The organism is Protofrankia sp. CiP3, assembly GCF_917627345.1.
Lineage (GTDB): Bacteria > Actinomycetota > Actinomycetes > Frankiales > Frankiaceae > Protofrankia.
Genome location: NZ_CAKJTM010000033.1, coordinates 25379 through 49846, shown reverse-complemented (window position 1 = coordinate 49846; position 24468 = coordinate 25379). Strand labels below are relative to the sequence as shown.

At 66.4% G+C, this 24468-nt stretch carries 20 protein-coding genes; 3 read left to right on the top strand and 17 right to left on the bottom strand.

Features of this window, described 5'->3' with window-relative positions; genetic code table 11:
* Window positions 1-10: 10 nt before the first annotated feature.
* From MJ797_RS13650 to MJ797_RS13620, 7 genes are all read right to left on the bottom strand, one after another.
* The gene (locus MJ797_RS13650; protein ID WP_239334746.1) at window positions 11-1345 is read right to left on the bottom strand and encodes a hypothetical protein; all 1335 of its coding nucleotides are present in this window, start codon (window positions 1343-1345) and stop codon (window positions 11-13) included.
* Window positions 1346-1437: 92 nt separating this feature from the next.
* On the bottom strand, window positions 1438-3072 hold the full coding sequence (locus MJ797_RS13645) for a Wzz/FepE/Etk N-terminal domain-containing protein (RefSeq protein WP_239334745.1): 1635 nt from the start codon (window positions 3070-3072) through the stop codon (window positions 1438-1440).
* A gap of 76 nt (window positions 3073-3148) precedes the next feature.
* Window positions 3149-4069 (bottom strand): hypothetical protein, encoded by a 921-nt coding sequence (locus MJ797_RS13640; protein WP_239334744.1) that lies wholly within the window; start codon window positions 4067-4069, stop codon window positions 3149-3151.
* 154 nt (window positions 4070-4223) lie between these two features.
* Complete coding sequence (locus tag MJ797_RS13635; protein ID WP_239334742.1) at window positions 4224-5855, bottom strand: hypothetical protein; 1632 nt, start codon at window positions 5853-5855, stop codon at window positions 4224-4226.
* 114 nt (window positions 5856-5969) lie between these two features.
* Window positions 5970-7253: a class I SAM-dependent methyltransferase gene (locus MJ797_RS13630; RefSeq protein WP_239334740.1), complete on the bottom strand. Its 1284-nt coding sequence runs from the start codon at window positions 7251-7253 to the stop codon at window positions 5970-5972.
* 343 nt (window positions 7254-7596) lie between these two features.
* The gene (locus tag MJ797_RS13625; RefSeq protein ID WP_239334738.1) at window positions 7597-8145 is read right to left on the bottom strand and encodes a dTDP-4-dehydrorhamnose 3,5-epimerase family protein; all 549 of its coding nucleotides are present in this window, start codon (window positions 8143-8145) and stop codon (window positions 7597-7599) included.
* Complete coding sequence (locus tag MJ797_RS13620) at window positions 8145-9170, bottom strand: NAD(P)-dependent oxidoreductase (RefSeq protein ID WP_239334736.1); 1026 nt, start codon at window positions 9168-9170, stop codon at window positions 8145-8147. The genes MJ797_RS13625 and MJ797_RS13620 overlap by 1 nt, the downstream gene beginning before the upstream one ends.
* Before the next feature lie 14 nt (window positions 9171-9184).
* Between MJ797_RS13620 and MJ797_RS13615 the strand changes: the two genes are divergently transcribed.
* Window positions 9185-10321 (top strand): glycosyltransferase, encoded by a 1137-nt coding sequence (locus tag MJ797_RS13615; RefSeq protein ID WP_239334734.1) that lies wholly within the window; start codon window positions 9185-9187, stop codon window positions 10319-10321.
* Window positions 10322-10330: 9 nt separating this feature from the next.
* Here MJ797_RS13615 and MJ797_RS13610 read toward each other — a convergent pair whose 3' ends face one another.
* Window positions 10331-11548, bottom strand: a complete 1218-nt coding sequence (locus MJ797_RS13610) for a glycosyltransferase (protein WP_239334732.1) — start codon at window positions 11546-11548, stop codon at window positions 10331-10333.
* A gap of 114 nt (window positions 11549-11662) precedes the next feature.
* Here MJ797_RS13610 and MJ797_RS13605 point away from each other — a divergent pair, with 114 nt between their 5' ends.
* Window positions 11663-12997, top strand: coding sequence for a glycosyltransferase family 2 protein (locus MJ797_RS13605; protein WP_239334731.1), 1335 nt, complete (start codon window positions 11663-11665; stop codon window positions 12995-12997).
* A gap of 171 nt (window positions 12998-13168) precedes the next feature.
* Complete coding sequence (locus MJ797_RS13600) at window positions 13169-13822, top strand: PIG-L deacetylase family protein (protein WP_239334730.1); 654 nt, start codon at window positions 13169-13171, stop codon at window positions 13820-13822.
* Between the two features lie 6 nt (window positions 13823-13828).
* On the opposite strand, the gene MJ797_RS13595 is transcribed toward MJ797_RS13600, so the two are convergent.
* The 9 genes from MJ797_RS13595 to MJ797_RS13555 all read right to left on the bottom strand — a co-directional run bounded on the left by MJ797_RS13595 (window position 13829) and on the right by MJ797_RS13555 (window position 24375).
* Window positions 13829-15253, bottom strand: coding sequence for a hypothetical protein (locus MJ797_RS13595; RefSeq protein WP_239334729.1), 1425 nt, complete (start codon window positions 15251-15253; stop codon window positions 13829-13831).
* Window positions 15254-15284: 31 nt separating this feature from the next.
* The gene (locus MJ797_RS13590; protein ID WP_239334728.1) at window positions 15285-16313 is read right to left on the bottom strand and encodes an NAD(P)-dependent oxidoreductase; all 1029 of its coding nucleotides are present in this window, start codon (window positions 16311-16313) and stop codon (window positions 15285-15287) included.
* A 5-nt stretch (window positions 16314-16318) separates the two neighbouring features.
* The gene (locus tag MJ797_RS13585; RefSeq protein ID WP_239334727.1) at window positions 16319-17197 is read right to left on the bottom strand and encodes a glycosyltransferase family 2 protein; all 879 of its coding nucleotides are present in this window, start codon (window positions 17195-17197) and stop codon (window positions 16319-16321) included.
* Between the two features lie 37 nt (window positions 17198-17234).
* The gene (locus tag MJ797_RS13580; RefSeq protein WP_239334726.1) at window positions 17235-18476 is read right to left on the bottom strand and encodes a nucleotide sugar dehydrogenase; all 1242 of its coding nucleotides are present in this window, start codon (window positions 18474-18476) and stop codon (window positions 17235-17237) included.
* Window positions 18477-18576: 100 nt separating this feature from the next.
* Complete coding sequence (locus MJ797_RS13575; protein ID WP_239334725.1) at window positions 18577-19653, bottom strand: glycosyltransferase; 1077 nt, start codon at window positions 19651-19653, stop codon at window positions 18577-18579.
* Window positions 19650-20543: a WecB/TagA/CpsF family glycosyltransferase gene (locus tag MJ797_RS13570; RefSeq protein ID WP_239334724.1), complete on the bottom strand. Its 894-nt coding sequence runs from the start codon at window positions 20541-20543 to the stop codon at window positions 19650-19652. The genes MJ797_RS13575 and MJ797_RS13570 overlap by 4 nt, the downstream gene beginning before the upstream one ends.
* A 409-nt stretch (window positions 20544-20952) precedes the next feature.
* Entirely contained in the window at window positions 20953-21954 is a 1002-nt protein-coding gene (locus MJ797_RS13565; RefSeq protein WP_239334722.1) for an O-antigen ligase, read from the bottom strand.
* 426 nt (window positions 21955-22380) lie between these two features.
* Window positions 22381-23283, bottom strand: coding sequence for a hypothetical protein (locus MJ797_RS13560; protein WP_239334720.1), 903 nt, complete (start codon window positions 23281-23283; stop codon window positions 22381-22383).
* Window positions 23284-23652: 369 nt separating this feature from the next.
* Window positions 23653-24375 (bottom strand): DUF4082 domain-containing protein, encoded by a 723-nt coding sequence (locus MJ797_RS13555; RefSeq protein ID WP_239334718.1) that lies wholly within the window; start codon window positions 24373-24375, stop codon window positions 23653-23655.
* Window positions 24376-24468: the final 93 nt, after the last annotated feature.

Genomic DNA, 24468 nt, shown 5'->3' with positions numbered 1-24468 from the left:
CCCTAAGCGGTCAGGAAACCCGCCGGGTCGCCCGTGACCGGACCGAAGACCCGCCAAGGCCCCGCTGGGGCACGTACCAGATATCACGCGCGTACCAGGTCAGCAGAAGCAGCCCCAGGTAAACCACAACCGGGCTGAGCAGGCTGCTCGACAACACCATGTAGAAGACCAGCAGCGCGCCGGAGAGGACGAACGACGGGGATCCGCACACGAATGCCAGCACGATCAGGACCAGGAAGGCCGCCCCACCGACGAGACCGTACTCGAGGACGAGTTTGGGCAGCATGGCGTAGTTCAACGGCAGGCCGGTGCTGTGCATGAACTCGTCGGCATCCCGATCAGACCAGCCCGGCCCGGAGCCGAAGAGCACGGTCAGCGGATCACCGCCCAGCCGGTCGTAGGTCCGGGTGTAGGGCTGGACGAAACGCAGGCTGCCGCTGGAACTGCTCGTGGATGTCTCGGTGGCGCGTTCGGCGAACACGTCCCCCGCCGGGGTGAAACTCACGGCGGTCACCACCAGCGCGAGACCAGCCACCGCCGTTGCCGCGAACCGAGGTCCTTTATGGACCGCGAGCAGCACCAGCGCGGCGGCGAGCAGGATCACGCCAGTCCCCGAGACCGTGGTCAGTATCGCCACCACGAGGAGCGGCAAACGCCACCGGCGCACACCCCGCAATATCGAGACAACCAGACCGATGGCGAGGAACTGCGAGCAGAAGGACGGCTCCAGACAGACGAACGCATTCGCCTTGTACAGGTTGGCGCCGTATGCCACCGGATAGGATGTGTTGAAGTTCCGCATAAGCAGCTCGGGTGGCACGATCCCGCCGATGATGTCGCTGTAGTGCCAGCCCAGCAGCTGAAGGCCGAACTGCGCCACCGCGAAGCCGGCCAGCACTGCCGTCATGACCGCGAAACGGTCGAGCAGCCGAGGGAAGAGCGCCGCCGACGTGTCAGCACGCAGGCGACAACAGAACGGCGCATAGGTCACCACCAGCAAGAGCAGCGACGTGAGCGAGTTGCCATCGAGGCCCCGGGTGAAAACGACCAGCGCCGAGCTGACGCACGCCGCCATAGCGACCAGATATGCCTGGGTACGGCCCATGTCGGCCACCAGGTCACCCCGCGCGAGCAACACCGCGGCGCCGCCGAGGACCCCGGGCAGCATCAGCGGCACCTGGGCGGAACCGACCGGGACCGCCAGCCGCTGGAGGAAGACCTCCCCGAACAGCAACATGGTCAGCAGCCGTAGCGGCCGGCGCACCACGGCCGGGTCGGTAACCGCGGCATCCGGATCGGGGATCACCCAGCTCCGTGGGATGCGGATTGTCAGGCTTGTTGCCATAGGCGGCCATCCAGGTTGGTCCGTGGGACATCCCCGAGCGCATGGACGGTCCGGACGTCAGCCACGAGCACCTCCCGTGACCGCCCCGGCGTTCAGCGCTTGCCCATGGGACGAAGGTAGCGGTCCGTAACCTCCTTGTTGCCGCTCCTGCGACGCCCAGTATCCCTCGACGGGCTCGATGAGGTGCCCGGTGCGGCGGCGGCACGGCCGCTCGCGCCCATGACCGGACCGACAAGGTCGTCAGTGGCGCTCACAGGCGCCACGTCATGCGCGGACCGCCGGACAGCGGATCGCCCGTCGAAGACCACGCCCACAATCCGCTCGGCCAACGCCGGCCAGTGCCGCGGGATCCGCGACAGCTCCTTGAGCGGGGAGTCGCCGCTGACGAAAACGATGATGGCATCCGCCTGTGTGGCGGGCACCGCTGTCATCGGAAGCTCGTCGAGCGCCGGGGCCAGCAGAATGACGAGATCGACCGCGGGAGCACGGTCCGCCAGGATGGGCGCGAGGCCACCGGGGCGGGCGGCTCGTGCCGGCGCGACCCGGTTGTACAGCAGATGCCCCCGGCCGGTACCGGATGAGCGGGCCAGGCAGGTCGGCTCGTGCGCCCAGCGGGGCAGCTCGCCGGAGACCGCCCGAGGCAACCGCTCCAGCGGCGCACGAACCTCCGATTCCGCGGAGGCATCAATGATCAACACAACGCCCTGGTCGTCTGACCAGCTTGCGGAAACGGCCGCCACCAGGTCCGCGCTCAGATCGCCCCGCGTCGCCGGAGCGAGGGCCACCACTGTGACAGCGGGCGACAATACCGCTGACATGGCCGAGACAAGGGCGTCGGTCGGCAGCCCACCGCCCCGCTTACCGGAAACCGCGGCGATCAGAGGAGCATCCAGCGCGGCGGCCGCACCACGCCCGTCGAGCGCTGTTGGCCTGCGCAGGTAGGCGCACCAGACCACCGCTGCCGCCAGGAAGAGCCCGACCAGCGCGCCGACCAGCGTGTTACGGAACAGGTGCGGTGCGACCTGGCCATCAGCACGCGCGGGCTCCGCCAGGGTCACCGAACCAGCGGTCAACGCGGCGTTGACCTGCGCCTCGGGAATCCGCCGGTTGAGGTCCGCGAGCTGTGAGTTGAGATTGCTGATCTGGCTGGCAAGAATCTGATCGTCAGCATTACGAGGCAGGGCGGCCTGCTGGGCCTGTAGCTTCTGAAGGTTTTTGTAGATCTCATCGCGCAGGCTTGTCAGTCGCTGGACAGTACCACTGCTGTCGTTTCCGTACTGGGAAAGTAGCTGTTGGTAAGCGGTCTCGGTAGACTGGACGAGCTGTGTCGCCCGCTCCGCGGTGCTGTCCCTGCCGACGATCGTGAAGAAGTAGCCCTCCCCCGACGGCGTTACCTTCAACCGTTTGGCCACGTAGAGCCGCGGCACCTTGAGCTGCTCAGCGATCAGGTCCAGGGCCGCGGTGGAGTCGGCGAACTGGGCCTGTGTCTGGACGGCCCTGGTCGCGTCGACCGAACCCGCGCCGAGCGCCGCGTTCGAGGTGTTCAGGAACACCCGGCCCGTCGCCTGGAAGACCGGGGCCTGTCGCTTGGCGAGGATGAGCGCCAGCGCCGCGCCGATGACCACCGCTATGACAATCGCCAGCCAGCGACGCCCCAGAATCCGCACCAGTGACACCCCCGCAGTGCCCCGGGGCAGCTCAGCGGAGGGCTGGACAACCGGGGTCACCCGCGCGCTCCCCTCGAGTCAGGTGAGATCGGCACATCGAAGATCTCCTTGATCCACGCTCCTGTTGCCGGTCGCTCTAACGGACCCACAGCCCCTCCTGATCACGGCTGCGCGACCACTGCGTGACCGCGGCGGCCGCGGCGGCCCAGTCGGTGCCCGGCGCAAGAAACCGCTGCTCCATATGCGTGACAAGATCTGGATCCGGTGCCATCAGGGTCCGCCGCGCGCGCTGTGGCCGGGCCAGGGCAACAGCGTTGGCGACGCTGCGCACGCAGACCAGCGCGCCTCGACGAACCGCAGCCCGCGGCCGGCCCATATGCCCGGGATCCGGCCTGCCGCCGGCAAGCTCCCGCAGGCCGAACGGTCGATATCCCTGGTAGGCCAGACAGGTGGCGTGGTCCCAGGCCTCGCCGACGAACGGGCAGCTGCGCAACAGCCGCTCGTCGGCAAGCAGCGCCCCGATCCGCGCACCGAAGGTGCTGGTGCAACTCGCCGCCCGGTACCAGCGCGCTGTGCCCAAGAGTACGGCCTCAGGATCCCCCTGGGAACGGGCCCGCGCATCGATCAGTGGTGAGCGCCGGGTGGCCGCCGGATCGAAACGCGTCGAACCATACAGGGTGAAATAATCGGCGACGGCCAGCTCATTCGCGGCTTGGATGAGACCCCGCAGGCTGGTGGCCGTATACAGGTAGTCGTCCTCGGAAAACCAGACGAGATCAGCCGGCGACCAGCCGCGCAGCCGGGGCAGTCGCAGCACCCATCGATACGACGCTCGGTTGCTGCCGCAACGAACGCCGAGAACCTCGCCGGCTCCGGCCATCATCTCCAGACGGCCGGCGGGGATGGGCCCGTCGTTGACGAAGACAAGTTCGGTCTCAATATCAACATTGTCCACCGCGCGCAACAGCGAGGCCAGGGCCAGCGACTTGTTGTAAAAACCCGGTCGGTCCTTGCGATTCTCGCTGCCGACGGATCGGTAAACGATGTGCAGTCTCACCGCGAAACCATCTCGACGCGTTTCCTCCAGATCTTCCGCTTCGCGATGCACGCGCCCCAGCCCTGTTCCTTGATCCGCACCCCTGCTGCCGGGCGTTCCAAGGTCATCGCCACCACAACGACATGATCAGAACAGAACGTGCTCCGCCGAGAACTCACGATATCTGCCGCATCTGCCGCCCGCCCCGACGATGCCGGCCAGCCGATGGATCACCCGGCAAATCATCCGCTTTGCCCGGGTGCTGTGCCGTGGCTGGAGCCACCGCCCCGCTGGGAGATCCGGCCCTGCCGCGGGATGACGCCTTAGCCTGGTAGGCGGCGCGGCGCAGCAGCACGAACCACAACGGCACGGTCAGCCAGAACGCGGCGATGTACCCGACAACAGCCCCTCGCAGATCCCAACACGCCAGACCGGCCACCGGGAACACGAACAAAGCCGGCGCGAGCACACAGTGAACGCGGAAAGTGAGCTTTGGCTGGCCAAGTGCGTAAAGCATACACGCCGGGCCGACCGTGGCGGCCGCGCCCGCCTGCTGAATAATCGTCAAACCGAGTATGCCGCGGGTTTGTGCCCATGTGTCACCGAGCAGTGCAATACCAACGCGATCGGGAACAAACAGGAACAACACACCCCACAGCACGCCGGCGCCGGCAACCAGGCAGGAAAGTATGGCTGCCGAGCGCATACGTGCCCGTGCGGGCATCTCCCGTCGGCGGGAGAACTCCGGAACCGCGAAGCTGATGATTCCGACGGCAAGAATCGTGGTCGGGCCGAGAAGGGTCTGTACCCCCCGCAGCGCACCGACCGCGAGCTCGGTGCCGAATACACCGATCAGCAGCGTCGACCCCTGTTGGGCGCCCTGCACGGTGATGTACTCGGCGCTCAGGTAACCCGCAGCCTCGCGGTGACATGTGATCCATGCACGGGACCTGCCCGGCGCGGGCCAGCAGCCGGACTGGACGGCACCTCCCACCGCGGCCACCGCGGCGGCCGCGCCCCACACAAGCACGAATGTCGCGGACGAGTGGACGCCGTGCTGACAGAGAACGAATACGCCACCCAGCTGGATCACAGTCCACACCGCGTCGTTCACCGCGGCCTTCACGGGCTTTCCCTGGGCGATGAAGACGTAACGCCAGGCGTCCTGCAGGAGCAGGCCTGGCATGACCAGGCCCATCGCGACCACCGTCAGACCGACCGTCGCGCCCAGTACCGTGCCGACGGCAACCAGGCACCCGCCAGTGATCATCCCGAGAACCAGCGCCGTACCGGTCGCCGCGGCGGTCGCCGCCCGAAAGATCCCGGGGGAGGCATCGGCGTACTTCATACCCATGGGTGCCGTACTGGCCGCCCGGGAAAAGCCGATGATCAGCGCGAACAGCGCGAAGGCGATCGAGAACGCACCGAACTGGCCCGCCGAGACCTGCCGGGCGACCGTGAAGGCGATGAGCGCGTTGGTACCGCTGGAAAGGACCTGGTCGCCCAGCGTCCACAGGGCCTTCGAGCGGCCACTGGCGTGACCGATGCCCCGTTGGCGCCGGCCGCGGCGGACCATGGGCTCCCGCCCGTCCTCGGCCCGTGGCCGCGAAAGATCGACCAGCCCCTCAAGGCGCGGGCGGGCGGGAACATACCGGATGGCCCGGGTACCGGCAGGGTCATCCGGTGGATGTTCGCGTGGATGACCGTACCGGCGTGGCTTGTAGTCGATCCGCCCAAACGTCTCGATGTGCCCCTCCTCCGTCAGCCCGCGCCCTGCCGCGGGCCGGCGGTCAACAGGATCATCCATCGGCCGCCACCACGCTTCCCGGTTCTCCCGGGGCCTTCGAGCGCACGGAAAATTTCATGATCAAATATTTGTCGACCGCCGGCTTCCCCGGACGCGGCAGGCCGCGCACGAACGTCAGCAAACGACCGGCCGAGGAACCGGCACGATGAACTTGCCGCCGCGGCGGGCATACGCGGCCTGCTGCTCCATGATCTCGTCCCGGATATTCCAGGCCAGCAACAGCAGGTAGTCGGGCTGGCGCTGGGCCAGGACCGCCGGAGAAAGGATCGGCATCCGCGCGCCCGGGATGTACTTGCCCTGCTTGTGGACGTTGCGGTCAACCACGTACTGGACAAGGCCGGTGGTGATACCGCTCGAGTTCAGCAGGGTGGCGCCTTTTGCCGCGGCACCGTAGCCGGCCACCGTCCGGCCGTGCCCGGCCAGCTCCCGCAGGAGCGCAAGCAGCTCCGCCTGCAGTTCACGCACGTCAACACCGAAGCCGGCATAGCGCTCGAAGGTGTCCAGGCCGGCCGCGCGCTCCCTGTCGAGGCGCTCGCGGACCTGCGGCACGTCACAATCGGCCGCGGCCCGCCGCATCCGCCAGCGCAGCGTGCCGCCGTGGAGCTCGGGAAATTCCGTCACCCCGACCATGCTGAGACCGTGCCGACGCATGAGGGCGTCCACCGCGATGGTGGAAAAATAGCAAAAATGTTCGTGGTAAACCGTGTCGAACTCGGTGTTTGCCAGTAACGCCCCCACGCCCGGGTTCTCCACGGTGATGATCCCATCGTCCGCGAGCAGAACTGACATACCCGCCACGAAGCTGTTCAGATCGGGTACGTGCGCGAGCACGTTGTTCGCGATGATGACATCCGCGCGCAGCCCGTCGGCAACCAGTGCCTGGGCGAGGTCGGCACCGAAGAACTCCGTGCGGGTCGGCACACCAGCCTTACGGGCCGCCTCCGCGGGCCCGGGTGACGGTTCGATGCCGAGCACCGGGATCCCCCGCTCGATGAACGCCCGCAGCAGGTAGCCGTCATTACTTGCGATCTCCACGACAAGGCTGTCGGGACCGAGATTGCGACTTGCGATCAGATCGATGACGTGTTTTTCAGCATGCCGGCAGAGCGTGTCGCTGAATGACGAGTAATAGGGATAGTCCGCATTGAAGATCTCTTCAGCCGGTAGGGCGTAGGTGAGCTGGACCAGCGTGCAGGAACTACAGAAACCGACTTCCAGCGGGAAGACCGGCGCAGGCCCGGCCAGGTCATCCGGCCGCAACAGTCTGTTGGCGATGGGGGTGTGTCCAAGCGTCAGGAACGGGCGCGGCGGCGGCCCACCGCACGAGCGGCAGGCCGCGACCGGTACGGCCGCGGCCTGCCCGCGGGTCCCTGACTGGCCGGCGTGCTCGATTGACATGCGCTCCCCTCCTGAATCCTGCGGCCCCGGCGGGACGCGAAAATCATGGTTATGCCACCACTGGCCCGCTGCCCGAACTGATCGACGGCCCAACCAGATCGAGATGAGGCACATGCGATGGCTGTGACGACTTCCATGCGCACGGCACACCGCCTGCCATGGGTGACTACTTCCACCGCCCGGTGTGTCGCGAGCTCATCGCCTCCCCAGCAGGCGAAAAGCACGCAATCACGTTCTTTCCACGCACCCGCGGGCCGTGGCGGAACCTGGCCAGTGCCCCATGGTAGAGGCTCACCCGGGAGAGGCGGCCAGGCCGGCGGCTGTGTGGACGTGGAACCACTGGTCAGCCGGTGGCAGCTGGTGGTGCCTCAAGCGGCGGCCAGGCACGGTCCTTGGCGGACACGGCTGTGGCGGCCAGTGGCCAACTGATCCCAAGGCGGGGATCGTCGTAGCGGGCACCGCGCTCATGGCCGGGTTCGAACGGCACGTTCATCTGGTATGTCACCTCGGTGGCGTCGACAAGCGTCTGGTACCCGTGCGCCAACCCGGCCGGGACGAAGAGCGCTCGGCGGCTGTCCGCGGTCAGCTCGACCGCGACGTGCCGAAGATAAGTCCCCGACCTGGGACGGACGTCCACGACAACATCGAACACAGCCCCGCGCGTACAGCGCACGAGCTTGGTCTCCCGCACCGGCTCGGCAGCCCAGTGCATCCCACGGATCGTCGCGGCGACGCGGTTGAAGGCGACGCCGCACTGCGCCGTCTCGGGCGCGAGGCCCGCCGCGGCAAACTCGCGCGCGCAGAAGGTCCGGGCGAAGAAGCCGCGGGAGTCAGCCACGGGCTCGACATCCACCACGAACACCCCGGCCAGCGCGGTCGGCGTAATGATCATCAATACGTCCAGAAAAGATCGGCGTCGACCTGGCCGGTGTCAAGCAGGTACTGGAGCTGCCTGAGCCGGCTGTGGTCGCGGCCGGTGAAGGTCTCGCCGGCAAGCTGGACGCGCGCGAAGACCTCGTAAAGCTGCCGGACCCCCAGCCGCGCGTCCCAGTCACACGAAAAACCCGGCAGAACAGCATGTATCTTGTCAAAGTCGACCCGGTAGCTGCGATTGTCCCCAACGCTGTCCCCAAAGCTCAGGCGGCAATCGGTGAAGACGCTCGCGACCAGGTCCGCAATCTCCTTTATCTGATAGTTCTGCGCACCGCTGCCGACGTTGAACACCTCGTTGTGAACAACCTCACGGGGCGCGGCAAGCACGCAGCGGACGGCCTTGGTGATGTCCAGGCCATGCACAAGGGGGCGCCACGGCGTCCCATCGCTTGTCATCGCGATCTCACCGGCTGTCCAGGCACGTCCACAAAGATTGTTGAGCACAATGTCGAAACGCATCCGCGGGGACGCGCCGTACGCGGTGGCGTTACGCAGGAAGGTGGGGGAGAAATCCTCGCCCGCCAGGGCCGCGACGTCACGCTCGACCAGAGCCTTGCACCGCGCGTACGGGGTCTGCGGGTTGAGCGCGGCGCTCTCGGTGACGCCGCGGCCCACCGCGATGCCGTAAACACTGCACGACGACATGTAGACGAACCGGGACGCGCCGGCCTGTTTCGCGAGCGCCGCGAGCCGGACGGAACCCCCATGGTTCACCTTGTAGGTGACCTCCGGCGAGAGCTCACTCAGCGGGTCGTTGGACAGCTCCGCCATGTGCACGATCGCGTCCATGCCGGCCAGGTCGTCGATCGTGACACGGCGCAGATCCCGGTCCAGGGTCTGCGGACTGCGATCAGCGCCCCGGTAGAGCCAGCCGGACTTGTAGTAACCCGTATCCAGACCGAGGACCTCGTGGCCAGCACGCATCAGCTCGGGCGCGACCAGCGCGCCCAGGTAGCCCTCAGAACCGGTGATGAGCACCTTCATCCACATGTCCTCCTATGCCGGATCCGAAACGCGATGGCTGCTACCCACCACCCGTTGACAGCGGGCCGTACCCATCCCACCCGGCTGCCCGGCCAGCGTGCGCGGCCCGTCACCGGGCCGGGATCCCCCTGCGGGATACCCACTTCAATCGGATCATCACACCGTCCACGGACGCGAGAGCCCGCCAGCCGCGCACGGCAACCTGGCACACTCACAACGTGCGCGAACTACGGTCAGTAACGACAACTCACTCCAGCAGTCAACAGACATGGCCGTTCGAGCTCGTGGTCGTCAGCTATCACAGCCGAGATCAGCTCGAGCGGATGCTGGCCGGGCTCCCCACGGACATCCCGATCGTGATCGTCGACAACGCCGCCGGCGCGGACCGCGTCGACGAACTCATCGCCGACATGCCACACGGTCGTTACGTGGATTCCGGTGGCGGCCAGGGATTCGCCAAGGCCGCCAACATCGGAGTACGGACGTCGCGCTACGACTACCTGCTCTTCGGGAACCCGGACAGCCGGCCGACGATCGAGGTCATCACCTGGCTCGTGGAGGATGTCCGTACCGATCCGGGCCTCGCCACCAGCGCCGCTACGACGATCGGCCCGGACAACCGGCCGGAGCTGGGCAACGGGGGCTGGGAACCGACCCGGCGCCGGGTCCTCATACATGTGCTTGGAGCGCATAAAATCGTCCCGACCGCCGGTTTGTTCGCTCGCCCGAAGATCGGCCAACCGATAGACGTCGAGTGGCTCACCGGAGCCTGCATGGCCGTCCGCCGTGAAACATTTCTTTCGCTAGGTGGATTTGACGAAAATTTCTTCGTCTACAACGAGGATATGGCGTTGGGGCGCCGGATCCGTGACGCCGGCCTGCGGCAACGGCTGCGGACGGACCTGCTGGTGCCGCACGGCTCGGGCAGCTCAGGCGCGCCGAGGACCTGGATGCTGCGGATGCGCGGCGCGTCCATGGTGACCTACCTGGCGCTGCACAACTCCCCGGCGCGGGTAGGGCAGATGCGCGCGATGCTCGTGGCCGGATATATGGGCCGCGCGGTGTTGTCCTGGGCGCTGCGCGACACTGCCGCCGCGGCTGAACATCGCTCATACCTCAAGGGGCTCCTGGCTGGCCCGCCCGCACCATAGCTCCGGACTTCATGGCCCCCGGGCTTCATGGCCCCCACGCGCCGGGTCCAGCGCGGACCGCACCCGCTCCAGCAGCACGTCCCGGTCGAGCTCGCGGGAGACGAACGCGCGCCCAGCGGCACCGATCCGCACAGCCAGTCCGGGCGCGTCCAGGAGCCGGCAGACCGCGTCGGTGAACCCGCGCGCGCCCTCCGCCACGAGCAGATCACGCCCGGGTATCCACCCGAGGCCACGGCTGCCGATCCCCGTGCTTACCACCGCGGTACCAGCTCCCATCGCCTCGACCACCTTGATGTTGACCCCGGAGCCCGAACGCATCGGGTTCAGCGACACTGCCGCGCTGGTGACGTATCCCCGCACGCTCGTGACATCGGTATGGACACTGACCTGCTCATGACCCCGCAACCAGGCCAGCAGACCGGCTTCTCCCCGGCGCCCGACGACCTGGAGCGAGGCATGCGGATGGCGGGCACGCACGGCCGGCCAGCAGTGGGCGAGAAACCAGCGCAGCGCCTCGGTGTTGGTCGGGGTGTCCAGGGAGCCGACGAACAACAACCGGCCGGGGTCCCGCTTGATCATGCCAGCCTCGGCGGACGCCGTGCCCACCTGGGCAGGCAGGAACGGGGGCAGATGCATTGCGCGCGTACCACAACGCGCTCGGCGCCAGGCATGGTCCTCCACGGAAATGTCCGCGATACAGGTGACGGTCGGCGAGCGGTGCAGAACGCGTTCAGCTCTGCGCAGCTTGCGGTATTCGATGCCATAGGCCACCGAGCGCATCCACGAGGCGGCGCCCGCCAGTTCCCGGAAGTACTGGGAGTCGATATTGTGGGCACGGACAAGGTGCGGAATGCGCCAGGCCCGGGCAATCTGTTCGCCCACATGCGCGGCCCGGCAGCTGTAGCTGATCACAGCTTCGGCACAGGGCGGCGTGACAGCGAGTACACGCCGCAGGGCGCCGATCGGGCGTGAGGCATAGGCATACGGCGCCAGCCCCAGATGCGCTGACACGCTCAGGTCACGCGGTAGTCCGATGATCGCAGCACCGGGCACCGCGGCCTGATAGGCGGCCAGGTCGAGCGCGGTGGGCGTCGGGACGAGCACCCGCAGCCCGATTCTGGCCGCCGCGGCGGCGGCCAGAAAGGTCAGCGTCTCCACCCGGCCACCGGCGTCAGCGGGCAGGAACGGCTCTTCGACCGCAACAATCCAACGCTCCGCGTCAGCCATCAGCCACTCTCCCGCATGCGCTCCCCCGGACGCCCAGCCTGCGCCCTAGAGCAACAGGCAATGACATCCTGACTTCAAATGGTTATTCCACGAACACAGACTACGGTGTCCTCCGTGATGGGAGCACGCAGCATTGGACGCAAAGCAATGATATTCTCACTAGGAGCGACAGCCATGTACGGCCATGCTCTGTATCCGCTATACGTCGCATTGAAAAGCCGTGGCCACCCGGCCGAGGAGCCGGAAGATCCTGACGCCTGGCCGTCAATGTCCGTGGTCGTCTCGGCGTACCGCGAGGCGACAGTGATCAAAAATAAAATCGACGAGCTATCCGCCACCGGATACCCAGGCCCGCTTGAGATCATTGTTGTCGCGGATGACTCGGCCACCGCGCGGGCGGCTCGACGCCCCGGCGTCACGGTGCTGTCGGCCGGGGTGCGGCTGGGCAAATGCGAGGCCGTCAACCGGGGGGTCGCCACCGCGAACCACGACATCGTGGTGCTCTCGGATGCGAACGCGCACCTGGCCCCCGGTTCTCTGCGGGCAGCGGCGCGCCATTTCCGTAACCCGGCAGTCGGTGCGGTCGCCGGCGAGAAGCGGGTCGACGACCCCGCTGGTGTCCAGGGCTTCTACTGGCGGTTCGAGTCCTGGCTGAAACAGTGCGAGTCGGCTATCGGCCAGACCATCGGAGTCGTCGGCGAGATGCTCGCGTTCCGCCGGAACGCCTTTCGGGCACTGCCCCCGGACGTCGCGGTGGACGACGCCTGGCTCGCTCTGGACATCACCGAGGCGGGACTGCGGGTCGTCTACGAGCCGTCCGCCTACTCGGTCGAGACCGCCAGCCCCACGTACAGCGAGGAATGGGAACGGCGGACCCGGGTGGTGGCCGGCAACCTCGACATGCTCTGGCGCCGCAGGGAGGCGCTGCTGCCAGGTGCCCTGCCGGTCACCCCACAGCTGTGGGGACACCGGCTGGTACGGTCGTCGTTCGGGCCGATAGCCCACGTCATGCTGATCGGGGTTAGCGTTCCCGCGGCCCGGCGCAGCTGGGTCGCGCGCCTGTTCCTGGCCGGTAACGTCGCGGGAGCGGGCAGCCTGGCGACGATGATCCATGGTGGCGACCCGCCCGCGCCGGTACGCCTCGCGGCCCAGGTGTTCTTCCTGCAAGCCGTGGCACTCGGCGGGATCCGGCGTTTTCTCCGGGGAGAACGGCCCGTGGCCTGGCCGAAACCCGACCGTGCGGGCTCGTTCCCGTCGCACCCGGCCATCGCCGTCGAGCAGGGCGCGGCCGCCGCACCGCGCACGGTCCGCGAACAGCGCGGGCCGAGATCACGCGGCATGATCGATAGCCGTCGTTGCGCGCCCGTCCGGCGGCATTGCGACAGATTTTCCCGCTCCGCCCTGGGTGTTCGGCTGTCGTGGCCGGGTACTCCCAGGAAGGGAAGCTGATGTGCCAACCGGCCGCGCACCGCACGATCATGATCGTAGACACGGCCGACGGCGACCCGGATGCTGGACGATGAAAGGTGCGCACCGGTGGAGGTTGAACGCTTCGGCGGGCTGGCTGGCTACGGTTGGCGCATGCATGGTCGCCTTCGCACGACGCGAGGGTAATCGCCGATGTTGGAAATGACGGCCGCGCCGCCCGCCGATGGGCACGGCTACCGGATACTCGCCCTCGGGGCGCACGCGGACGACGTGGAGATCGGCGCAGGCGGCACCATCATCCAGCTCCTCGCCCGGTATCCCACAGCGTCAGTGCACTGGGTCGTCTTCACCGGATCGGGCGAACGCGGCGCCGAAGCCGAGACGAGCGCCCGGAACCTGGGGGGCGGCTCGCTCGGCTCCCTGCATCTACATGATGTCCGGGACGGCTTCCTCCCCCGGGAATGGGGCGGCGTCAAGGATGTGCTGCTCCAGATCGCGCGGCAGGTCCAGCCTGATGTGGTGTTCGCGCCGTCACTGACCGATGCGCATCAGGACCATCGAACTATCGGTGATCTTGCCTGGCAGGCGTTTCGCGGAGCGCTGATTCTCGGCTACGAGATCCCGAAGTGGGATGGCAACACGATGCGCCCCACGCTCTATGTACCGTTGTCGGCGAAAACCGTCGCGGCGAAGCTCGCCCACATCACCGAGCACTTCCCCAGCCAGAAGGCGAAGCCCTGGTTCGACGAGGAGACCTTCCGTTCGGTACTGCGGCTACGCGGAGTCGAGTGCGGCACTCGCTACGCTGAGGGTTTCGACGCCCGAAAGGTCGTCGCACGATGGTGACCGCGGTCAACGGGTCAGCACGGCCTGGCAGGGCAGGCTCGCCGACCATCCTGGCGGGCTGACACGGACCGTGACCGAGCCGGAGTCAGCGCTGGGCAGGGCGACCGCACAACGCGCTCGGCCGGTACTCAGCTCCTGGCTGAAGCGGGGGCCGGCACCGCGCGCGTTGTCCATCCGGAACCCGCTTGCCATAGCGAGCAACAGCAGCAGCACGAAGGAGTACTGACGCAATCCGGCCTGCCGGGATGTTGTGCCCGCAAGCAGGTCGCCACCATCGTCGGCAGTCGCGTCCACGACGACAGCGGCCGCCGACAGGAGCATCAGCGCCGGTGCGAGTGCGTAGCGTGGGGTTGCCGCACCGGCGAGCAGCACCGGCCCGGCATAAAACAGCACACTCTGCCCCACCATGATCAAAGCCAGCCAGCTGGATGGCGCCCGCCGGCGCTTCCAGGCAAGGGCGACCAGCACGCCAAGCACCATGAGCGCCAGCAGTACGAACAGCGCTGCCCGGGGGGATGTCACCGAACGGCCTGGCAACCTGTCCCCGAACAGCCCGCCAGCCAGCACATTGTGCGCAAAGTAAACCGGGATCTTCAACGGGCTGAGCGCCAGCGGCGCGAACGCGCGGTCCGTGTGACCAGTCACCCGGGGAATCATCTGGATGACGACTCCGGCCAGCAGCACGCCGCCAGGGCCCCACCCGCGGACCCCGCGCAACAGCACTCCCCGTAGCACGGCAACCGGAGCGAGCAGAATCATGGTCGGATCAGAGAGCACGGCAAGAGCCAGCACGAGTGCGGCGACCGCGCCAAAAATCCGCCTGCGCGGATTCCACAACAATGCCCACAAGCTCGCTGCCATCAGCGGGAAGTGAAGGTTCGCGGCAACGTTGTTGAGGACCTCGCCCTGGCCGATCGGCAGTACGACGAAGGAAGCGGCCAATACCAGCCGCACCGGACGGTGCCGCAGCGTGGCACCGCTTGCGACATAAACGAAGACAGCGGTGGCGGCAAGCAGCAGTGCCGAGAGGACCGCGAAACTCGCTGCCGCGTCCCGCAGGGGCAACAAAGCCGTGAGCCCCGCGATCGTCCTCGGCACAACATGCAGATATCCGGCATATGTGGTGGTGAACGCGTCCAGCACGGACAAACGCACGGACTGTTCCAGAAAGATGTGCCCGTCCTCGGCCCACATGGTGTCGAGCGCGCCGATCCCGCCTTGGCGGGCGAGCGAGATCAGGGTGCCGGCGGCCAGCACCGCCAGCGCGAGCAGCACCTTGCCAGGACGGATCGGCGATCCGGAGTCCAGCGGGAACAGGGACCGGAGGCGGTCCGACAGCTCGGCGCGGGCGGCGAGCCCACGCGACCGCCGGTGCGTGACGCCGGCCCGGTCAGCGGCGACAGCGGTAGCGCCGGGGCTGTGTGGTGCCATCGTTGACCTCCAGCCAGCTCCAGATCCCGCTCTAGATCCGGCCGTCCGCGACCGCCTGCTTGATCCACGGGATGACCTCGTCCAACATGACGTCAAGAGGCGTGTCCGCGATGAAACCCAGAACACGCCGGGCCTTGTCCACGTTCGGCACCCTCTTGGCCACGTCGTACTGGAAGGGGTCGTCGCTGACGTACCGGAACTCCACGTCCGGGCCCTTGATCTTCTTCCAGATCAGCTCAGCCAGTTCAAGGACCGTGGTCGACCGCGCGGTGGAGAGGTTGAAGTCCTCGTTGAGAGCGTCCGGATGCTCCATCGCCGTCACGATCCCCGCGGCCAGATCCCCACCGTAGGTGTAGTGCCGCACCTGGCTGCCGTCACCGAGAATGTGCAGCGGGTCCTGGTCCTTGAGCACCTTCTGAACCAGGTCGGGCACCACATGGCTCATGGCCAGCTTGACGTTGCCGGACAGCACCTCGACCTCGCCGAGCGCTCGGCCCTCGCCAACACCGACACAGTTGAAAGGCCGTGCGATCGTGTAGGGCAGCGCGTACTGGTCCCAGGCCGCCCGGGCGAAGTACTCGACCGCGAGCTTCTGGAAGCCGTAGGACGAAAGCGGCGGTGCGACCGTGCGCTCGTCTCCTTCCACCGACGGCCAGCGGTCGGTCGACTCGAACACCATGGACGAGCTGAGGTATGTCACCTTCCGCAGCCGCCCGCCAGCACGGAAGACCCGGATAGCGGCGTCGCAGGATGAAGCGATGATGCGTTCGTTGGTGGCGAGGAGATCATATGCGTAGGTGTGGAAGTAGGAAATTCCACCGATCATGGCCGCGCCGGCGATGAAATGGTCGCAGTCAACGAGTAGCTCGCTCAGCAGGTCGGTGTCCCGCGCGTCGCCCTCGATGAACCGGTAATTCGGATGATCATCATAGCTGCGAGCGACCGGCCCGTACTTCGAGAGGTTGTCCAGACCCACCACGTCGTATCCACGACCCAGGAGATCCTGCACGACATAACCACCGATAAAACCGGCCGAACCGGTCACCAGAACAGTTGCCATCTGTTTCATTCCTTACTATCTGTCAGGGCCTCCGCCGACGCGGCGGAACCAGTTTGCGCGCCACCTTCGAGTGGAGCCTTAGCGCTCTCGGCCTTCGGGACACGCGGCCGGGGATAGCTTCCGTTTCGTGGGCCGGGGCCACCGGATCCCGCCGTGTGCCGTAAGGCCTGTAACTCGCCGACGGTCAACCGCCGACCGAAGGCGAAGCGGTACCACTGGAGGTACTCGGGCAGCCAGCGAGCAAGGTCAAAATTTGACTCGCCCAGCGCCCGGTCAAGCCATATCGTCGGGATCTCAGCGACGGGCAGGCCGAGACGACGGGCCTTGGCAGTCAGCTCAAGACCGATCTCAAAACCAGATCTGCTGTCAATCCCGACATTCCGGACGAAACTCGTCGAATACGCCTTGAAACTGTTCGTCGCGTCCCGGGTACCGATACGCGTGAGCACCGACAGGGACCTGCCGGCCGCGCGCGACAACACCCGTTTGACCAGGGGGCCGCCCACCTGCTGGCCGCCGGGCATGTAACGGGATGCCGCGGCGACCACCACACCACGGTCAACCAGCCGCGCCAGCTCATCGATCTGGCGCGGATCATCGCTGCCGTCCGCCATCGTCACCACGGTGACCGGTGCGACCGCGTGCTCTATACCGAAACGGATCGCGTTCGCCGGCCCCCGCCCGTAGGTGTTGCGGACCGGCCGCACCCGCGCGTCCTTCTCCGCGTAGGCGACCAGACTCGGCACCGTGCTGTCACCGTCGAAATCGTAGATAACCATGATCTCGCAAGGGAGGACCACGGATTCGAGCAACCGGTCGAGTACTGGGACGATAGCGTCGCCCTCGTTGTAGACCGGCATCACCACCGACACCCGCGGCGTCATCGGATATTCTCCGTACCGCCCGCGGCCAAGAAATGAATCATACCCGCACGCCCGCACCGAGCAAGTTCCAGATGTCGATCACTGGCTTTTCGGTCCGCAGCTCGGCGTAGTCCGGATGCGGCGCGGCTATGACGAGGAGGTCCGCCCGCTCGACAACAGTCTCCAACGGCAGCAGGCGGCCGTCGGTACTGACATACGGATCCGTGCAGAGCGTACCGGCCGCCGAGTAGTCGAGAATTCGGCGAAGCTTGTACGACAGGCTTGCCCGGGTGTCGTCGCTGCCGGCTTTGAAGGCCATCCCGAGTATGCCGACAACCATCCCGGCAAGGTCGAAACGTTCCTTCAGGCGGGAGACCAGGTAGAGCGGGAGGCCCTCGTTCACCAACATCGCGGCATGGCCGAGAGCGAACGTGTTGTTGGTTACGGCCGCCAGCTGCATCGTGTCCTTGAACAGGCATGGGCCGGCGGCGAGGCCCGCGCCGGGCAGGTCCGCCGCCCGCGGATAGTTGTGGCCCAGCGCGTCGCGGATGCGCTCGAAGTCAAGATCGAGATCGTTCGCAATCATGTAGAACTGGTTGGCGGTCGCGAACTTGATGTACCGCCACGTATTGGTGAACAACTTCGCGAGTTCAGCCTCTTCAGGCTGAAGATCCACGATCTCGTTGGTCAGAACGGCGAAGAGGGCGGTTGCCCGCGCCCTGGTGGCGTCGGAACGGGCGGCGACGATCTGCGGAAGCTCGAACAGCTCGGTCATGGCCCGGCCCTCGGCGATGCGTTCCGGGCAGAAGGCGACCTGGACGTCCCGACCGATCTCCGAGATGAGTTTCTCCACCAGCGCGGTCACGCCCGGATAGACGGTGCTGCGCAGGATCAGCAGCTGGCCATCGACGAGACGGTCTGAGAAGGTACGTATCGCCCTGGGCACCACCTGCGGGTCGGGGTTGAGATGCCCGTCCACCGGCGTACCCACAACGACCACCACGTGCTCGGCCTCGGAGATCACCGCTGGATCGGTCGTGGCGCGCAGCCGGCCCGCCGCCGTCATTTCGGCGAGCGGTTCGCCAGCGCCCGGTTCCCGGAAGGGAAGACGACCATCGTTGACGACTCCCACCGCCGCCGCGTCGATGTCATACAGGAGGACCCGCCGGCCGCGCGAAGCCAGCGCGACACCCAGCGGGAGCCCTACGTGGCCGCAGCCCCCCACGATGACCACGTCCGTTGGGAACGACGTCACCGCGGGTCGAACGGTGTCCGTGTCGGTATCCCGGTTCTGTGTCACTGTCTCCCCCAAGAGCTCTTCAGCGTAAGCCCGTCGCAGAGTTGCGGCGGTTCCCCAGCGCGGACCGGCCAGGCCACGACTTCCCGTACCGTAGATATGATCATGAATTGACCATCGACGGATCACTCGATATGGACAGATCACTCGATACGACAGAAGCCTCGATCAACGAGGCCACCGGTGGAAAGCCGACCCCGGGGTTGATGGACAGCAGCAGTCGTAGTGCCCGTCCGTGGGCCGGCGAACGGCGGGCGCGGAGAGCCGCGTTGAGTACCAGCACCCAGCGCATCGCGTGCGCGGCAACCAGACCTCGGCGATGCAGTTGCAGCCGTACTCTGTTCATCTGGCCCAAGGCCCACAACTGCGGCGTTGAGTGCCGTTCGTCATCGAGCTTGACAGCGCCCGCCGATGGTACATAGCGAAGCAGGAAGCCATGGTCACGAGCGCGGAGAATGAACTCGGCATCCTCCGACTGAAGGAAAAAGGACTCGTCCCACGGGCCCACCGCATCCAGACACTCTTTGGAGATCAACATTGCGGCACCGGACGCCCAGTCCGCGACCTGGGGTGAGGCATACAAACGATCATCTATGACGACCTCACCCAAGGTCGCCGTCCGCCCGGACCGGTCACTGCCAAGCACCGCTTCACTCAGCGCCCGGAGCACTGTGGGTTCACGGCGCAGTGAGTGGCGCAACTGGCCGCGCGCATCGCGCAGGCTCGGTACACAGATGCCGGTGTCAAAGGGCCGCAGGGCCGCCCACAGCGCCTGGACGCTGCCACGGTCGAGCCGCACGTCGGGATTGATCACCAAAACCGCGCGCCGCGGTGTCAACGCAGCCAGGCCAGCGTTGAGACCCGCCGCGTATCCGCTGTTGGCGTCGGTCGCCAACAGCAGCACGTCAGGATTGGCCTTCGCCGCCAGAAGCGCCGTGTCATCAACCGAGGCGTTGTCGACGACCACGGCCCGCCAGGAGAGCTCGCCATCGAAGGCCGCTGGCAGCGCGGCCAGGCAATCCACGATGACATCAGCGTTGTTGCGGGTGACGACAACCACCGTCACATCCGTCACATCCGGCGCATCCGGCTGCTCCGCATCCGCCGGCCCGGCAGCCACGGCGGACAACGCCGCGACCGGCCGCTCGGCGGAGCTGGCCGGCTGGAGATCCGCGGTCACCGTGGCCCCCGCACCGACGGGACCAGCCCGGCGTCGGTGGCGGGCTGCTGACGGTGCACGCCCCACGATCCGGCTGGAAGCGGATACGTTCCAGCGAGGATGCGCCGGCTCAGCCGAAGCTGGGCGGGTGGCTGTCTGCTCACCAGCGTCCGCCAGATGAAAAGTGGATTGCCGACCAGATACCGGCGCCACATCCGGCGCGGCTCGACGCTGAGACGCCACACCCATTCCAGCCGATTTTTGATCATCCAATCCGGAGCACGCGGAACCCGGCCGGCCGTGAAGTCGAGGAACGCGCCGACCCCGACGCCGAGCCGTACGCCAGTGGCCTCCAGATAGCGGTCCAGCCAGAGCTCCTGTAACGGGTTGCCAAGCGCGGTCACCAGCAGATCCGCTCGCGCCGCCCTGATTTCCTCAACGACGGAATCCGGGTCGTCCGCCCAGCCGTAGCCGTCCCGTACACCGGCGATACACAACCCCGGAATCCGCGCCCGCAGCGCCTCGGCGGCCTGGCTGGCCACAGCACCGCGACCGCCGAACAGGAAGACCCGATACCCCTGTTCGGCGGCAAGGGCGAGTAACACCGGAGTGAAATCCGTACCGTTGAGATTCGCGGCAAAACGCAGGCCTCGCATCCTGGCCGCGACCGCGACGCCGATACCGTCCGGCAGCACCAGGTGTGCCCGCTGCAACGCGGCCCGATAAGCGACATCAGTGTAGGCAAGATTGAGCGAGTGCGCGTTGACATAGGCCACAAGGGCGGGACTGGGATCTTCCATCGCGGTCCGGACCGCGATACGCGCATCCGCGACCGTGAGGCATACCAGAGGGATGCCCTGCAGCTCGATGGACGGGAGGGATGCGCTTTCCTTGGTTACTCCGCGCAGCATCCCTCGAGCGAAGCGGCTGCGGGTTGACGGCAAGCAGGCTGAGGGTAACCCAGAATCCGCGTCGGCGTTTACCGACGGTTCACTCTCACCACCCACGGCTACGCCAACGACAGCACAATCCCTAGACGACTGAGCCCCCGTCATCCATCCCCCCAGGTATGGCATAGTCCGGTCTGCTCAATCAAGCCTAGCAGATTCGGCTAGCGCCAGTATCACCGATGACGGCCCCGGCGCACAGCCATGGACAACCCTCGTCACGGAATCAGAAAACCACCGTCGGAGCGACGGGAGCCCGTTGGGAGCGACAGCGGAGGGCGGCGAGTGCGAGCCTCTCCACAAATACAGGAAAAGGCCTGGTGAGAGCCTCATCAAGCCATGCGGGGGATAACGGCGCGACCCACCGTATCGATCAATGGGCCGCGCCAATCATCTGGTCAGCCAAAGGCTGGGCGGCCGGAAGCGCGGCCGGTGCGGTTGTGGCAGACACATGAAACTCATGATCATTTTTTTCGATACGATCATCGGGCTGGCCCGACAGCCGCCACATCGCTCCGGCAAGCCCCAGCAGCAAAAAGAGCAGGCCGCCACACATCGGGAAGCTGAGCGCGTCAAAAGTCGCGAAGCTGACCATTGCCGCCCCGATGCCCGCCGCAGCCGCCTGGGCAAGATCCTTATAAAATGGATCTTCGTTGCGTCGCCGGGCACCACGAGCCGTGAAGATCCCGACCAGGAAGACCAGCAACAGGAGAACCAACCCGATCAAACCGGCATCCACGATAGTCATCAGATACTGGTTGTCCAGGAACCTGTACAGGCTCGGGATGAACGTTCGAAAACCTCGCCCGAACAGTGGATGCACGGCAATGTACTTCGCGGCCGCAGCATAGTCCTCGGTACGCCCTTTGGTACTCGGGTCGTTGCTGATACCGGTGAACAGGCTCGTGATCGTACCGAGCAGTCCGGGAATCGCTAGTCTCATGCCGACAAGAAACAGGGGCATCACCTTGAAGGTGGCGAGCCGCCGACGGCGGTCCCAGCTCGGGATGATGAACAAGGCGACCACCGCGATGGCGAGAATTGCCGAGCGTGACACCGACATGGGCAGAGCCACACCGATGCTGGCCGCCGCGAGCCAGCGTCGCACCTTCAGTTTCGCCGGCGCGGCGAACGCACGGCTTATCGCGAGGGGCAGCAGCATCGCCAGTACAACGCCAAACTCGATCGGATGGCTCGCGGTACCGGTGATCCGGCGGAATATCGACCGGGCGGAGATGAGATCGAGGGTGCCGTTCACCCGCAGGCCCGGAATGTGGATGTAACCGGCGATGTTGAGCCCGATCGAGAACTGCAGGATGCCGAGCACCGCGAGAAAGACACCCATCGCCACGAGGCGGCCGATCAGAACATCCAACCGGCGCCACGACCGGACGCCGTCCGCCGTTATCAGGGCCACGCCGGCCCAGGTCACCAGGAGCAGCAGACCACGGTCAGCGGCGCGCAGCTCCTCGGGAACGATATCCGCGCGCAGCGCGCCGGCCGCATAGCTGCCCAGTACCATCGTGGCCAGAAAAACCATTGCTATACGGATGGGCTGCGGGCCTGTCGCCACGCCGCCGAACGGCAGCATGACCGCAAGAATCCACCATAACAGGCAGAGCATCCCCAACAGGTTGGCTGGCGTGCCGGCGGCGCCAAGAGGGCCAAAAATCAACTGTGACGGGATACCGAGAAGAAGCAACACGTAAAGAGACAGCAAAGAGGTGACGTCTACACGCGGAAGGTAACGCCGAGCCAGCGCGAAACGAGCGATACCGACGGGCAGGCCGAGCATCGAGGGCTACTTGTCGGAACGTCGGCGTAGGCCTACCAGAACCATCGTTGTCTCACGGGCGTCCGGTTGCTTAAGCCGCTCCTCCTCTTCCCCGCTGTCACGGTCACCGTCCCACTCCAGCTTCTCCAGGCCCTGGGAATCGGTGTCGTCGTCGCTGCCGTCGCCCTCCAGATCATCGATGTCCTGCTCCTCCATGGGCGTCGCGGAGCCGCGGGAAGTGCCTCCCGACCGGACCGCGTCCTTCGAGCGCCCCCCGCCCCGAGCATCGCTGCGCCGGCCGCGGACAGCCGCGGCCAAGGCGGCCCGCCGGCCGGTAAAAGCCCCCTCAGCGACGAAGCAGGCCGTGACCGAAAGGATGAGACCGAGGGCTGCTACACCGAGCAGCGCCCGGATCTGGCTCCCGTGAAGCACATCGGGCTCGCCCGGAGAAATAAGCTGACTGGCCCGGATCATCGAGTTCTTCGGGACATTCTGCATGACCTGCAGCTTTTCGAGCTCGCTCTCGGCCGTTTTCACCAGTACCGAGGCGGTGTTGGTCGCGGTGGCCGCTGAAGTGTCCGTCGCGGCGATCTCAAGCACCGGGGAACCGTCGGAGACCAACGCGATCGTGTACGCCGACGTCGCATGCGCGGCCTTGAGCTCCTGCCGGACCGCCTCAGTGGCCATGATCCGGGTCAGAACGTCCGCGGTGTTACCGAGCGGCAGGGACAGATACGGGTTTCGGCTCGCGGGGGTGCTGGTGGTACCAGAGTCTGACGTCGGCGGCAGTACCACCAAGGCTGCGTTGGCTTGGAATGTTGGACCGATGGTGGCGTGTACGCCCACCCCAGCCAGGCCGGTGAGAACAACACCGATGAATAGGATATACCAACGACGGACAAGAACCGCGATGAAATCCGAAAAATACACTCGTGCCCCTTGCCCCCCAGCGCGGGTCAGCATTGCGCCGACACCGGATCAGATCCAAGATACACGGCCGTCATCAGAGCGAGAAGAGTGCCGGGGCTTCTCCTGACCGTGTAACACAAGCGCCAACAGGCCAACAAGTTACCAAGCCAGCCCCGCCGGCACAACTACATAATCTCATGCGGGTGAACACCAGGTGACAGGAAGAGAGCGCCACCTGAACCCTGAGACCGACCGCTGTACGCGTCGATCCCGCTTGCGGTCGCTGGTCAGCCCATCCCCACCTGCCGTCCGCTTGATGGATCCGATGATCTAAAACGGCGGGGCGCTCTTTGCACAACAACCGAGTGCGCCACTAACAGTAACCATACACTATGAGACTGGAGTCATAGAAGGGGCCACCGGATCGCCCGAAGATCCTGACCCCGGCCGGAACAGCACATCGGTCCAGTAGTTGGAGTCACGGTAGGTAGCGTCAGGAAAGCCGCCGCCGTAGTGGTACACCCCGCTGGTCGCCCCAGCGGCGCGCAACGGCCCGTTGGCCGACACGGCCTGATCAAAAAACTCAGGGGTCGCCGAATAATGCCCGGTCGGCGCGAAATACGAGGCCGTGTAGATGGTAGCGGCCTGGACCGACACCGGCTTGGCCAGCATCACCACCTGCCAGCCGGTGTCACTTTCGCTGACGGCCGTGGCGGTCGCCAGCCGGTCACCGGCGCCGGACCACAGGCTGACCGTATGTTCGCCGATATTGTCAGGGCCCTTGTAAAAGCGTATTCCAAGGATGTCACCTGGGGTGTCGACACGGAACCGGATCCCGACCTCAACCGCGGCGGGGTCCGGATCGGCCTCAGGCACGGGTTTCGCGTCATTACTCCAGAGTGAGATCAACTGCGGGTCCCCCCGCGGGGGCAGGCTTGCCGGCAGCCTCGGATTGCCGCTGGCGGAATCGCTGCACCCGGCGGCCGCGAACCCCATCGCCCCCACGAGCAGGACCGTCGCGAGACAAGGCGAGAAGCGGTAGCACTTGCGATCGCCGCTGGGCGGCGCGGGCGTCCGGGCCGCCACCGACACGGCAAGCTTATGATCGCGCATCCTTCGGCCCACCGGACGCCGCGGCCGGCCAGACCCGTGCCCGGATGGGCTGGTGGCCCCGCACGCCGGACGCATGGAGGTCGTCATACAGAC

Excerpts from the sequence above, each read along its gene's own strand:
- MJ797_RS13590 (WP_239334728.1), bottom strand. The coding sequence starts at position 16,313 with ATGGCAACTGTTCTGGTGACCGGTTCGGCCGGTTTTATCGGTGGTTAT.
- MJ797_RS13585 (WP_239334727.1), bottom strand. The coding sequence starts at position 17,197 with ATGACGCCGCGGGTGTCGGTGGTGATGCCGGTCTACAACGAGGGCGAC.
- MJ797_RS13610 (WP_239334732.1), bottom strand. The coding sequence starts at position 11,548 with ATGGCTGACGCGGAGCGTTGGATTGTTGCGGTCGAAGAGCCGTTCCTG.
- MJ797_RS13630 (WP_239334740.1), bottom strand. The coding sequence starts at position 7,253 with ATGTCAATCGAGCACGCCGGCCAGTCAGGGACCCGCGGGCAGGCCGCG.
- MJ797_RS13620 (WP_239334736.1), bottom strand. The coding sequence starts at position 9,170 with ATGAAGGTGCTCATCACCGGTTCTGAGGGCTACCTGGGCGCGCTGGTC.
- MJ797_RS13650 (WP_239334746.1), bottom strand. The coding sequence starts at position 1,345 with ATGGCAACAAGCCTGACAATCCGCATCCCACGGAGCTGGGTGATCCCC.
- MJ797_RS13615 (WP_239334734.1), top strand. The coding sequence starts at position 9,185 with ATGCCGGATCCGAAACGCGATGGCTGCTACCCACCACCCGTTGACAGC.
- MJ797_RS13555 (WP_239334718.1), bottom strand. The coding sequence starts at position 24,375 with ATGCGCGATCATAAGCTTGCCGTGTCGGTGGCGGCCCGGACGCCCGCG.
- MJ797_RS13625 (WP_239334738.1), bottom strand. The coding sequence starts at position 8,145 with ATGATCATTACGCCGACCGCGCTGGCCGGGGTGTTCGTGGTGGATGTC.
- MJ797_RS13595 (WP_239334729.1), bottom strand. The coding sequence starts at position 15,253 with ATGGCACCACACAGCCCCGGCGCTACCGCTGTCGCCGCTGACCGGGCC.
- MJ797_RS13635 (WP_239334742.1), bottom strand. The coding sequence starts at position 5,855 with ATGGATGATCCTGTTGACCGCCGGCCCGCGGCAGGGCGCGGGCTGACG.
- MJ797_RS13570 (WP_239334724.1), bottom strand. The coding sequence starts at position 20,543 with ATGCTGCGCGGAGTAACCAAGGAAAGCGCATCCCTCCCGTCCATCGAG.
- MJ797_RS13600 (WP_239334730.1), top strand. The coding sequence starts at position 13,169 with ATGTTGGAAATGACGGCCGCGCCGCCCGCCGATGGGCACGGCTACCGG.